A 12,137-nucleotide genomic window follows, 5' to 3' on the forward strand; every position below is an offset into this window, starting at 1 on the left:
GAAAGACTGCCCCGGGGGAGGGCAGTCTTTTTCGTTTAAGAAGCAAAAAAATCAATCAACGGCTGAAAGTCCTTAGATAAATCAACGTCATTCGGTTCTGCTTGAAGCAGGCGGTCAATCATACGCTCCAGCTCCTCAACATCATTCTTATCCGTATACTCAATGAAGTTTAAGCTTTCAAGCCAATCCCGGTATGAATGTTTGGCTTTGCCATAGCTGTTTCCAAAGACAAGGCAAGGTGTTTTGGTGATAATCGAGAAAATCATCGCGTGAAGGCGGTCGGTAATCACCAATTTACTGGAGCCGATGCGGTCCAGCATCTCCATAAAATGCTTTTCACGATCAGCGTAATCGATGGTGTCGACCGTATCCAGCACCGTATCGGTACGCTCTGTGTAAGTTGTTTTTTCTGCCCATTGCTTCATCTGTGAAATAAAATCTTCGTCAGTCACTTTCTCCTTATCCGCTCTTAAAATAAAGAGAACGCCGTCCCGCTCGAGCTCTCGCGGCACAATATCCAAGGAAAGCACCATGTCCGGTGTAAAGATCACATTGGAGTTGAAGGTCTCTTTCACAACATCCAGTGTTTGCGTCTCACGCGCAGCAATCGTTAAGTTTGTATTTTGATGGTACGCATCCTGTGTTTTTTTCTTTTCCTTCTGTCCTTCCTCTGTATCCTCAAAATAAACGGATTGTGGCAGAGAAATTGATTTGTAGTCTTTAAACGCCGAAAAGACCTTTCTTCTGTCTTCCTCAATATCGAGATAAAGGTTTCCTAAGTTCCCTCCGCCTGTAAAGCAGACAATATCGTCTTCACGAATGATCTCCTTCACCAGTTCAATGCCCTCATCCGTCGCATAATCCATAATCTCAATGTATTCATAATACGGAAAATGATTTTTGATAAATTTCTCTTCCGCATACGCAATCGCTTGGTCTCCAATGTTTGTGTAACTAGGGGAACCAAACAAAAATACTTTTCGTTTATCATTTAACAGAGCTTCCGGCTCCACATTTGGCGCAATGCCTTTTACTAGTTTTTTTCCTTTGATTTCTTGTACAGTCATATCTGCGTCCTCCTTCTGGGATGAATTCCTCATTGTGTGTTAACTGTCTCTACCCAAAAAGAAGGATGGCTATGCATTGGCGTGTGCATCGGCTATATCAGAAACATCGTTTTCGCCAATTTGATAGACGCTGCAATGTCCCGCGCCGTTCTTTCCATATATTCCGCGGCATGTTCAAACGCATCTTCTAGCGGCACGGCTCCGGGGACGATGCTGAAAAGCGCATCGATTCCGTGTTGATAGACGGCATCACTGTCACGTGATACTGATCCCGCAATACCGATGACAGGCACATCGTATGATTTAGCCGCCTTGGCTACGCCGATCGGCGTTTTTCCATGAACCGTTTGGCTGTCGATCCGTCCCTCGCCGGTAATCACAAGATCTGCATCCTGAACGATACTTTCAAAATCAACCGCTTCAAGGACAATATCAATGCCTCTTTTCAGGTCAGCCTGAAGATAAGTCAGCAGGCTCCATCCAAGACCGCCCGCTGCACCGGCGCCCTCTGTATCTCGGAAGGTTGATCCGAGCTCTTTTTCTGCCATATCAGCGAAATGGTTTACGTTCTGTTCTAGTACATCCAGCATGTCGGCCGTCGCGCCTTTTTGCGGTCCGAAAACAGCCGTAGCACCCTTTGGTCCTGTTAACGGATTGTCCACGTCACAGGCAACTTCCAGTTTGACATTCCGCAATCTGGAATCAAGCCCGCTCACATCTATTGATGCAAGCTGAGATAACGCGCCGCCCCCTGGGCCAATCTCGCTGCCTGAGTTATCAAGAAGCCTTCCGCCCAATGCCTGAATCATCCCGGCTCCCCCGTCGTTCGTGGCGCTTCCGCCGATTCCGATGATCAAACGCTCCGCTCCTGCATCAAGAGCTGCTCCGATTAATTCTCCCGTTCCCCTTGTTGTAGTGATGAGCGGATTTCGCTTATCTACAGGCACCAGATGCAGCCCTGAAGCAGCAGCCATTTCAATCACAGCTGTTCTCCCATCTCCCATCATGCCAAAGAAAGCTCTCACCGGTTCCCCCAGCGGCCCTGTGACAACTTGCTCTATGATCCTTCCGTTGGTCGCATCGACCAGAGATTGAACAGTTCCCTCGCCGCCATCCGCCATCGGCAATTTTCTGTAATCAGCACCCGGAAAGACCGACTTGAAACCTCTTTCTATCGCGTCTGCGGCCTCCAGAGCTGATAAGCTTTCCTTAAAAGAATCAGGTGCAATGATGATTTTCATCCAAATCGCCTCTTTCAAAACATGATTCACTTATGCTAGTTATCTCCAATGTACCATATTCCATTTAGAAATAAATACCATAATGATTGGGAAAAATTTTATTAAAAATTAGAAATGAAAGTGTTTGCATAAAAGAAATATTCACGTTATCATACTTGTATACAAGTATACTTCTTGAGTGAGGAAGGTGAGTGTATGCTAGACTCCAAAGACCTGTTGTATCCCGCAAAATGGCTCTCAAAAGCGTCAACCGGAGTTCGTGTCGCATACGAGCTGAGAATGCGGATCGTTTCAGGCCTGATTGAAAGCGGTACCATTTTATCAGAAAATACAATCGCCGCCGAGTTTTCAGTAAGCCGTTCGCCGGTTCGCGAAGCGCTAAAAATTCTCGCATCCGAAAAAATCATCCGCTTAGAACGAATGGGAGCGGTCGTAATTGGTTTAACTGAGAAGAAAATCGCGGAAATTTATGATGTGCGGTTACTATTAGAAACATTTGTCTTTGAACGGCTTGTCAAAATAGACATTGAGCCTTTAGTTAAGGATCTCAGCAAAATTCTTGAAATGATGAAAGTCTCAATCAAATATGAGGACGCTGACGAATTTTCATTTCAAGATGTGCTGTTCCATGAAACCATTATCCGAGCGATTGATCATTCATACATTCAGATGATCTGGAACAATCTAAAACCCGTCATGGAAAGCTTTATTCTTTTATCGATGCGGGTACGGTTAAAGGAAAAGTATGAAGACTTCACAAGGATTTTAGATAACCACGAGCTTTATATTCAAGCCATCAAAACAAAGGATAGGGCGCTGATGATTCAGTCTCTTCACCAAAACTTTGATGATGTGCAGGATAAGGTAGAAGACCTATGGCTCTCACAACAAATGCTGGCAAAAGGAGCTGAATACAACAATGACTAGTTATATGTTAGGAATCGATATCGGCACGACAAGCACAAAAGCTGTGCTGTTCAGTGAAAACGGAGATGTGGTACAGAAAGAAAGCATCGGCTACCCGCTCTATACACCGGACATCTCAACAGCTGAACAAAACCCGGAAGAGATATTTCAGGCAGTCATCCATACAACAGCGAGAATTACAAAACAGCATCCCGAAAAACAGATCTCTTTCATTTCGTTCAGCAGCGCCATGCACAGCGTCATTGCAATCGACGAAAATGACAAGCCGCTGACGCCATGCATCACATGGGCCGACAACCGAAGTGAAGGCTGGGCGCATAAGATCAAAGAGGAATTGAACGGACATGAGGTGTACAAACGGACGGGAACACCGATTCATCCGATGGCACCGTTAAGTAAAATTGCCTGGATCACGAATGAAAGGAAAGAAATCGCTTCCAAGGCAAAAAAATATATCGGCATCAAAGAATACATTTTTAAACAGCTGTTCAATGAGTATGTCATCGATTACTCATTGGCATCAGCGACAGGCATGATGAACCTGAAAAGCTTGGCTTGGGACGAAGAGGCACTGCGCATCGCAGGCATCACGCCGGATCACTTATCCAAACTCGTGCCGACAACCGAGATCTTTCAGCACTGCAGCCCAGAAATAGCGATCCAAATGGGAATCGATCCGGAAACGCCTTTTGTCATCGGGGCCAGCGACGGCGTGCTGTCCAACCTCGGCGTCAACGCCATTAAAAAGGGAGAAATCGCCGTCACCATCGGTACAAGCGGTGCCATCCGGACGATTATTGACAAGCCGCAAACCGATGAAAAAGGGAGAATTTTTTGCTATGCCTTGACGGACAAGCATTGGGTTATTGGGGGACCTGTGAACAATGGGGGCATCGTCCTTCGCTGGATCAGAGACGAGTTTGCCTCCTCCGAAATCGAAACAGCGACACGGCTGGGCATTGATCCATATGACGTGCTGACGAAAATTGCCCAACGCGTCAGACCCGGTTCTGACGGTCTGCTGTTCCACCCATATCTCGCCGGAGAACGCGCTCCGTTGTGGAATCCGGATGTACGGGGCTCATTTTTCGGCCTGACCATGTCGCATAAGAAAGAGCATATGATACGCGCGGCATTGGAAGGCGTCATTTACAACCTGTACACGGTGTTCTTGGCGTTAACTGAATGCATGGATGGCCCGGTAACCCGCATCCAAGCGACAGGGGGATTTGCAAGGTCGGAGGTTTGGCGCCAAATGATGTCTGATATCTTCGAATCAGAGGTTGTCGTTCCAGAAAGCTACGAAAGCTCATGTCTCGGCGCCTGCATTTTAGGCCTGTATGCAACAGGAAAAATTGACTCTTTCGACGCCGTGTCCGACATGATCGGCAGCACATACAGACATACGCCGATTGAAGACTCAGCCAAGGAATACAGAACATTAATGCCGATTTTCATCAATCTATCAAGATTATTAGAAAATCAATATACACAAATTGCAGATTATCAGAGGGGCTTAATCACACACAAATAGTACATGACATGAAGGGGAGGGCATTACCATGCCGTTAATCATCGTTGCACTTGGGATCTTAGCATTACTATTTCTGATTATGGGCTTAAAATTAAACACATTTATTTCCCTGCTGGTCGTATCGTTCGGCGTGGCACTGGCACTCGGGATGCCGTTCGATAAAGTTGTCAGCTCCATCGAAGCAGGAATAGGGGGGACTCTTGGCCACATCGCGCTCATCTTCGGACTCGGTGCGATGCTGGGCAAGCTGATCGCGGATTCAGGAGGCGCACAGCGCATTGCGATGACGCTCGTCAACAAATTCGGTGAGAAAAATATTCAATGGGCCGTTGTCATTGCCTCATTTATTATTGGGATTGCGTTATTTTTTGAAGTAGGACTGGTTCTATTAATTCCGATTGTCTTTGCGATTTCAAGAGAATTGAAGATTTCTATTTTATTTCTCGGAATCCCGATGGTCGCAGCACTATCCGTCACACACGGTTTCCTGCCGCCGCACCCGGGACCTACGGCGATCGCCGGTGAGTATGGCGCAAACATTGGAGAAGTGCTGCTGTACGGCTTTATTGTTGCTGTTCCGACAGTGCTCATCGCAGGGCCGTTATTTACAAAGTTCGCGAAAAAAATCGTTCCTGCATCATTTGCGAAAAACGGCAATATTGCATCACTCGGCACACAAAAAACGTTTAACCTTGAAGAAACACCCGGCTTTGGAATAAGTGTCTTTACTGCAATGCTCCCGATTATCATCATGTCGGTCGCGACCATTATCGACCTGCTTCAAGAAACAATCGGGTTTGCAGATAACGGAATTTTAGCTTTTATCAGATTGATTGGAAACGCATCGACTGCTATGATTATTTCGTTATTGGTCGCAGTCTATACAATGGGCATCAAGCGCAACATTCCAGTCAAAACCGTGATGGATTCTTGTTCAACTGCCATTTCACAAATCGGCATGATGCTTTTGATCATCGGAGGAGGCGGCGCCTTCAAACAAGTGCTGATCAACGGCGGTGTCGGCGATTACGTAGCAGACTTATTCAAAGAAACGGCATTATCGCCAATCATTCTGGCATGGCTCATCGCGGCGATCCTGCGCATTTCTCTAGGCTCAGCGACTGTTGCCGCACTAAGCACAACAGGTCTGGTCATTCCGTTATTGGGCCATTCTGATGTTAACCTGGCGTTAGTCGTACTCGCAACAGGCGCCGGAAGTGTCATCGCTTCACACGTCAATGACGCCGGCTTCTGGATGTTCAAGGAATACTTCGGATTAAGCATGAAAGAAACATTCGCCACATGGACATTGCTGGAAACCATTATTTCCGTTGCTGGACTGGGATTCATTTTATTGTTAAGTTTAGTTGTATGAAATTAAGAAGGAGCTGTAACACATGTTCAATTCGATTGGTGTCATAGGCTTAGGCGTAATGGGAAGCAACATCGCCTTAAACATGGCAAATAAAGGTGAAAACGTCGCTGTCTATAATTACACCAGAGATTTAACGGACCAGCTTATCCAAAAGCTGGATGGACAATCTCTCAGCCCGTATTACGAGCTTGAGGACTTTGTTCAATCGTTAGAAAAACCAAGAAAAATCTTTTTGATGGTCACAGCGGGAAAACCCGTAGATTCCGTCATCCAATCATTAAAGCCTTTGCTTGAAGAAGGCGACGTCATCATGGACGGAGGAAACTCCCACTATGAAGACACAGAAAGAAGATATGACGAACTGAAGGAAAAAGGGATCGGCTACCTGGGAGTCGGCATTTCCGGCGGTGAAGTCGGTGCATTAACAGGGCCTTCCATCATGCCGGGCGGAGATCGCGACGTCTATGAGAAAGCCGCTCCTATCCTGACGAAAATCGCAGCTCAAGTCGGAGATGACCCTTGTTGTGTCTATATCGGACCAAAAGGGGCAGGGCACTTTACAAAAATGGTGCACAACGGCATTGAATATGCAGACATGCAGCTGATTGCAGAAGCGTATACGTTTCTAAGAGAAACGCTTCGTCTGCCGCTAGATGAAATTGCATCTATTTTTGAAACATGGAATCAAGGTGAGCTGAAAAGCTATTTAATAGAGATTACAGCTGAGATTTTACGCAAAAAAGACGAAAAAACAGGGCAGCCTCTGATCGATGTCATCCTTGATAAAACCGGACAAAAAGGCACTGGGAAATGGACGAGCATGCAGGCGATTGATAACGGCATCCCGTCCACGATCATCACAGAGTCCTTGTTCGCCCGCTACTTGTCATCCTTAAAAGAAGAACGGATGGCAGCTCAAGACGTATTAGCAGGCCCGGAAGCCGAAGAAAAACACTTGGATAAAGACACCTGGATTGAATACGTCAGACAGGCTCTTTACATGGGGAAAGTATGCGCCTATGCACAAGGCTTTGCCCAATATAAGATGTCATCTGAGCTTTACGGCTGGAATCTGCCGCTCAAAGACATCGCCTTGATTTTCCGAGGCGGCTGCATCATCCGCGCTGATTTCCTAAACGTGATCAGCGAAGCATTCAGTGAGCAGCCAAATCTGGCTAACCTGCTGATCGCGCCTTATTTCACAGATAAGCTCCATGCCTATCAAACTGGCCTGCGAAAAGTCGTTTGCGAGGGTATCAGCACCGGAATCTCTTTCCCATGCTTAACTACCGCGCTCTCTTATTACGACGGCTACCGCACAGGGCGTTCCAATGCGAACCTCTTGCAGGCGCAGCGCGATTACTTTGGCGCTCACACGTACGAACGGACTGATATGGACGGCGTTTTCCATACGAATTGGTCTGAATAACCTGTCATCAGAAACACGGTCAGTTTTCAACTGAACCGTGTTTTTTTCTTCTATCCCAAACAACAGAAGACATAAGTTATGTTTTAAATATCATAAACAGTGATACAATAATAGCTAGAAACATTCCCCAAGATTATCATGTGACAGCAGCTTGCTGTTCCGTTCTATTCTGCTTTTGGCCATTGTCCTTTGCCCCTTGCCCATGGTGTCATAAAATGTTCAAATGCCAAAACGGCCTGTCATTCTGATTTACAAAAGTCCCTGAAAACCTTGTCTAATTGAGAATCAGCCTCTCATTTGTTATAAAAGAAATGCATAAATCCTACCTGTCACACCTTTAGTAAGATGAAAAAAAGTAGGTTATGGCTTGACAAAAAATATATATTAATTAATAATTCATATATAATTAGAATTATTATTGAAAGCGATTATGCTTTCTAATACATTTTTAGGAGGAATATACATTATGTCTTTAATCGGTAAAGAAGTACTTCCATTCGAAGCAAAAGCATTCAAAAACGGTGAATTCATCGATGTAACAAACGAAGATTTGAAAGGCCAATGGAGCGTATTCTGCTTCTACCCAGCAGATTTCTCTTTCGTATGCCCAACTGAGCTTGAAGATCTTCAAGAACAATATGCTGCTCTTAAAGAATTAGGTGTTGAAGTCTACTCTGTTTCTACAGATACTCACTTCGTACACAAAGGCTGGCATGACAGCTCTGAAAAAATCAGCAAAATCACTTACGCAATGATCGGCGACCCATCTCAAACGATCTCTCGCAACTTCGATGTTCTTGACGAAGAAACTGGCCTTGCTGACCGCGGAACATTCATCATCGATCCAGACGGCGTTATCCAAACTGTTGAAATCAATGCAGGCGGTATCGGCCGTGACGCAAGCAACCTTGTAAACAAAGTAAAAGCAGCTCAATACGTTCGTCAAAACCCAGGTGAAGTTTGCCCGGCTAAATGGGAAGAAGGCGGCGAAACTCTTACACCTAGCCTTGATCTAGTAGGTAAAATCTAAGGAGTGCATTCAATTGGTACTTGATGCAAACATCAAAGCACAATTAAATCAATATATGCAGCTAATTGAGAATGACATTGTTCTCAAAGTTAGCGCAGGCGAAGATGACACTTCTAAGGACATGCTGGCTCTCGTTGATGAGCTGGCTTCCATGTCATCGAAAATTTCAGTTGAAAAAGCTGAATTAAACAGAACGCCAAGCTTCAGTGTCAATCGTGTCGGAGAAGACACTGGCGTGACTTTCGCCGGTATCCCTCTGGGCCACGAATTCACATCATTAGTGTTGGCGTTGCTCCAAGTGAGCGGCAGACCGCCTAAGGTGGACCAAAAAGTCATTGATCAGGTGAAGAAGATCAGTGGTGAATACCACTTCGAATCTTATATCAGCCTGACATGCCACAACTGTCCTGATGTTGTACAAGCTTTAAACATGATGAGCGTGCTGAACCCGAACATTACGCACACGATGATTGACGGTGCAGCATACAAATCAGAAGTTGAAAGCAAAAACATCATGGCAGTGCCGACCGTTTACCTGAATGGCGAGTCCTTCGGAAGCGGCCGTATGACGCTTGAAGAAATTCTTGCGAAAATGGGCAGCGGCACAGATGCATCTGAATTTGCTGACAAAGAGCCGTATGACGTTCTTGTTGTCGGAGGCGGACCTGCTGGTGCAAGTGCAGCGATTTATACTGCACGTAAAGGCATCCGCACTGGGGTTGTCGCTGAACGCTTCGGCGGACAGGTTCTCGACACCATGAGCATCGAAAACTTCATCAGCGTCAAAGCGACGGAAGGACCGAAGCTTGCGGCAAGTCTTGAAGAGCATGTGAAGGAATATGATATTGATGTTATGAACCTTCAGCGTGCGAAACGCCTTGAGAAGAAAGATCTGTTCGAACTTGAACTCGAAAACGGCGCTGTCCTGAAAAGTAAAACAGTGATCCTTTCAACAGGTGCACGCTGGCGCAATGTCAACGTACCCGGTGAACAAGAGTTCAAAAACAAAGGTGTCGCATACTGCCCGCACTGTGATGGGCCATTGTTTGAAGGCAAAGACGTTGCGGTAATCGGCGGCGGAAACTCTGGTATTGAAGCAGCGATTGATCTTGCAGGTATTGTCAATCACGTTACTGTGCTAGAGTTCGCACCGGAACTGAAAGCAGACGAAGTCCTGCAAAAACGTCTCTACAGCCTGCCTAACGTTACTGTTGTAAAAAACGCACAAACAAAAGAAATCACAGGCGATCAGAGCGTTAACGGCATCACATACGTAGACCGCGAAACAGGCGAAGAAAAACACGTTGAACTTCAAGGTGTATTCGTCCAAATCGGTCTCGTGCCAAACACAGAATGGTTAGAAGGAACGGTTGAACGCAACCGCATGGGCGAAATCATTGTCGACAAACACGGCGCAACAAGCGTGCCAGGCTTATTTGCTGCCGGCGACTGCACAGACAGTGCGTACAATCAAATTATTATTTCTATGGGATCAGGTGCAACTGCCGCTCTCGGCGCGTTTGATTACCTAATCCGTAACTGATAAAAAAATCCGCTATATTGCCAGATTGGCAGGATAGCGGATTTTTCTTTTTCTACAGAAAAACCCGAACCAGGCACTACGGTAAACGTGCTCGATTCGGGCCAGCTTCTTATAGTTCCTCGCCGTTCGTTTGAATGACATTTTTGTACCACTCAAAGGAATCTTTCTTATACCGCTTCATGGATCCGTTTCCTTCATTGTCACGATCAACATAGATCATGCCGTAGCGTTTTTTCATTTCGCCAGTTGTGAAGGAGACAATATCAATAATGCCCCACGGCGTGTAGCCAATTAAATCAACACCATCGTACGTGACCGCTTTTTTCAATGCTTCAATATGCGATTTTAAATATTGAATGCGTTCCGGATCATGAACCTTGCCGTCCTCCTCCAGCGTATCCACTGCGCCAAAGCCATTTTCAACGATGAATAACGGGATTTGGTATCGGTCATAAAAACGATTTAACGTATATCTCAGCCCGGTTGGATCAATCGCCCATCCCCAGTCACTCGAAGTGATGTACGGATTTTCGACACCATTCGGCAAGCCGCCATTTACAATATCGCCAGTGTTATCATTTTTCACATCGCTTTTCACAGTTGTTGACATGTAATAGCTGAAGCCTAAGTAATCGACGGTTCCGTTTCTTAAAATCTCATCATCGCCATCTTCGAATGTGATATTGTAGCCTTCTCGCTCAAATTCCTTCAACGCGTAGCTTGGATAATAACCGCGAACTTGCACATCAGGGAAGAAATAGCGCTGCCTCATTTCTTCTTCAGCCAGCATCACATCTTTAGGATTGGAGGAGAAAGGATAAATCGGCACGTGTGATACCATGGCCCCGATCTGGAACTCTGGATTGATGTCTTTTCCTTTTGCCACTGCTAATGCGCTCGCCACTAGTTCGTGGTGTGCCGTTTGATACATGACCTCCTTGGCGTTTTCGTTTTCGCCAACCACAACACCTGAATTCGTCCATAAGAACAACGGATTGTTTACATCCATTTGGTTGTTAATCTCGTTAAATGTCATCCAGTACTTCACTTTATCTTTGTAACGGGTAAAGCAAGCCTCTGCGAAGTTGACGAAGAAGTCCACGACTTTCCGGTTTCTGAAGCCGCCATATTCTCTTGCCAGGTGCAGCGGCATTTCAAAGTGAGACAGGGTAATGACCGGCTCGATCCCATGCTTCAGCAATTCATCAAACACATCATCATAAAACTGCAAACCAGCTTCGTTCGGTTCAGCCTCATCGCCTTTCGGAAAAATCCGGCTCCAGCCGATGGACGTCCGCAGGCATTTTAATCCCATTTCTGCAAACAAAGCGATATCTTCCTTGTATCGGTGATAGAAATCAATGGCTTCATGGTTCGGATAAAATTCGTTTTCTTCAATCGTGTCAGTGATTTTTCTCGGCACGCCGTGCGCACCCGCTGTCATCACATCGACGACACTCGGCCCTTTACCGCCTTGATTCCATCCGCCTTCAAATTGGTGGGCAGCTAAAGCACCGCCCCATAAAAAATCCTTTGACATGTTTCCCATGTTTAATTCCTCCTCAGCTTACGACTGTAAATATTTTTTGATGTAATGCACTTTCCTCAATCTCTTCAATGAAAGATTTATCAAACTCAACAAGCACTTCGCCTTTTTTGACGGTATCGCCTTCTTTTACCTTCAAGAAAAAGACGTGTCGCCTAATGTCACTCTATCCAGCCCGATGTGCGCAAGCAATTCGACGCTGAACGCAGGCCAATCGCATGCTTTGACAACCGTAATGACCCGGGATGGTGGCATCGATTTCACGATTTCCTTCGCTTTAGGGGTAGACCGCTTCTGCACCAATCGAAGTCTGGTAGCGCAGCGAGAAGCCCCAATCACATTCTCTTCCCCGCCTACGGCCTCTAAAATGTCTTTTGCTAGTTTCGTATAATCTCTCACTTTCCCCGACATTTTCACCCACCCCTTTGTTTTGGTTGCGCTTTCA

Annotated in this window: 10 protein-coding genes and 1 pseudogene; 6 read left to right on the plus strand and 5 right to left on the minus strand. The window is 45.9% G+C overall.

Annotation, left to right across the window (positions count from 1 at the left end; genetic code table 11):
* Positions 1 to 35: 35 nt before the first annotated feature.
* Positions 36 to 1,067, minus strand: coding sequence for a polysaccharide pyruvyl transferase family protein (locus MHB62_RS20705; protein ID WP_003242482.1), 1,032 nt, complete (start codon positions 1,065 to 1,067; stop codon positions 36 to 38).
* A 92-nt stretch (positions 1,068 to 1,159) separates the two neighbouring features.
* Positions 1,160 to 2,308, minus strand: a complete 1,149-nt coding sequence (locus MHB62_RS20710; RefSeq protein WP_032722777.1) for a glycerate kinase — start codon at positions 2,306 to 2,308, stop codon at positions 1,160 to 1,162.
* 195 nt (positions 2,309 to 2,503) lie between these two features.
* On the opposite strand from MHB62_RS20710, the gene gntR reads away from it, so the two are divergent.
* The 6 genes from gntR (at position 2,504) to ahpF (ending at position 10,146) form a co-directional block, all read left to right on the plus strand.
* Positions 2,504 to 3,235: a gluconate operon transcriptional repressor GntR gene (gene gntR, locus MHB62_RS20715; RefSeq protein ID WP_003243132.1), complete on the plus strand. Its 732-nt coding sequence runs from the start codon at positions 2,504 to 2,506 to the stop codon at positions 3,233 to 3,235.
* A complete protein-coding gene (gene gntK, locus MHB62_RS20720) occupies positions 3,228 to 4,769 on the plus strand; it encodes a gluconokinase (protein WP_015250835.1) in 1,542 nt (513 codons plus the stop codon). Before gntR ends, gntK begins: the two co-directional genes overlap by 8 nt.
* A gap of 28 nt (positions 4,770 to 4,797) precedes the next feature.
* Entirely contained in the window at positions 4,798 to 6,144 is a 1,347-nt protein-coding gene (gene gntP / locus MHB62_RS20725) for a gluconate permease GntP (RefSeq protein WP_032722778.1), read from the plus strand.
* Between the two features lie 22 nt (positions 6,145 to 6,166).
* The gene (gnd, locus tag MHB62_RS20730) at positions 6,167 to 7,573 is read left to right on the plus strand and encodes a decarboxylating NADP(+)-dependent phosphogluconate dehydrogenase (protein ID WP_003243876.1); all 1,407 of its coding nucleotides are present in this window, start codon (positions 6,167 to 6,169) and stop codon (positions 7,571 to 7,573) included.
* 466 nt (positions 7,574 to 8,039) lie between these two features.
* Entirely contained in the window at positions 8,040 to 8,603 is a 564-nt protein-coding gene (ahpC, locus tag MHB62_RS20735) for an alkyl hydroperoxide reductase subunit C (protein ID WP_003243686.1), read from the plus strand.
* A gap of 13 nt (positions 8,604 to 8,616) precedes the next feature.
* Positions 8,617 to 10,146 (plus strand): alkyl hydroperoxide reductase subunit F, encoded by a 1,530-nt coding sequence (gene ahpF / locus MHB62_RS20740; protein ID WP_032722779.1) that lies wholly within the window; start codon positions 8,617 to 8,619, stop codon positions 10,144 to 10,146.
* A gap of 109 nt (positions 10,147 to 10,255) precedes the next feature.
* Here ahpF and bglA read toward each other — a convergent pair whose 3' ends face one another.
* From bglA to MHB62_RS20755, 3 genes and pseudogenes are all read right to left on the minus strand, one after another.
* Positions 10,256 to 11,695, minus strand: a complete 1,440-nt coding sequence (bglA, locus tag MHB62_RS20745; RefSeq protein ID WP_032722780.1) for a 6-phospho-beta-glucosidase BglA — start codon at positions 11,693 to 11,695, stop codon at positions 10,256 to 10,258.
* A gap of 13 nt (positions 11,696 to 11,708) precedes the next feature.
* Entirely contained in the window at positions 11,709 to 11,831 is a 123-nt protein-coding gene (locus tag MHB62_RS20750) for a hypothetical protein (RefSeq protein ID WP_250635614.1), read from the minus strand.
* A gap of 35 nt (positions 11,832 to 11,866) precedes the next feature.
* Positions 11,867 to 12,103 (minus strand): annotated as a pseudogene (locus MHB62_RS20755) (PTS transporter subunit EIIB); the annotation flags it as partial.
* Positions 12,104 to 12,137: the final 34 nt, after the last annotated feature.

The sequence above is a fragment of the Bacillus sp. FSL K6-0255 genome (genome assembly GCF_045040725.1).
In the GTDB taxonomy this organism is placed as follows: Bacteria; Bacillota; Bacilli; order Bacillales; family Bacillaceae; genus Bacillus; species Bacillus subtilis.

Coding starts and splice junctions, on each gene's coding strand:
- MHB62_RS20705 (WP_003242482.1), bottom strand. CDS start 1,067: ATGACTGTACAAGAAATCAAAGGAAAAAAACTAGTAAAAGGCATTGCG.
- MHB62_RS20710 (WP_032722777.1), bottom strand. CDS start 2,308: ATGAAAATCATCATTGCACCTGATTCTTTTAAGGAAAGCTTATCAGCT.
- gntR (WP_003243132.1), top strand. CDS start 2,504: ATGCTAGACTCCAAAGACCTGTTGTATCCCGCAAAATGGCTCTCAAAA.
- gntK (WP_015250835.1), top strand. CDS start 3,228: ATGACTAGTTATATGTTAGGAATCGATATCGGCACGACAAGCACAAAA.
- gntP (WP_032722778.1), top strand. CDS start 4,798: ATGCCGTTAATCATCGTTGCACTTGGGATCTTAGCATTACTATTTCTG.
- gnd (WP_003243876.1), top strand. CDS start 6,167: ATGTTCAATTCGATTGGTGTCATAGGCTTAGGCGTAATGGGAAGCAAC.
- ahpC (WP_003243686.1), top strand. CDS start 8,040: ATGTCTTTAATCGGTAAAGAAGTACTTCCATTCGAAGCAAAAGCATTC.
- bglA (WP_032722780.1), bottom strand. CDS start 11,695: ATGGGAAACATGTCAAAGGATTTTTTATGGGGCGGTGCTTTAGCTGCC.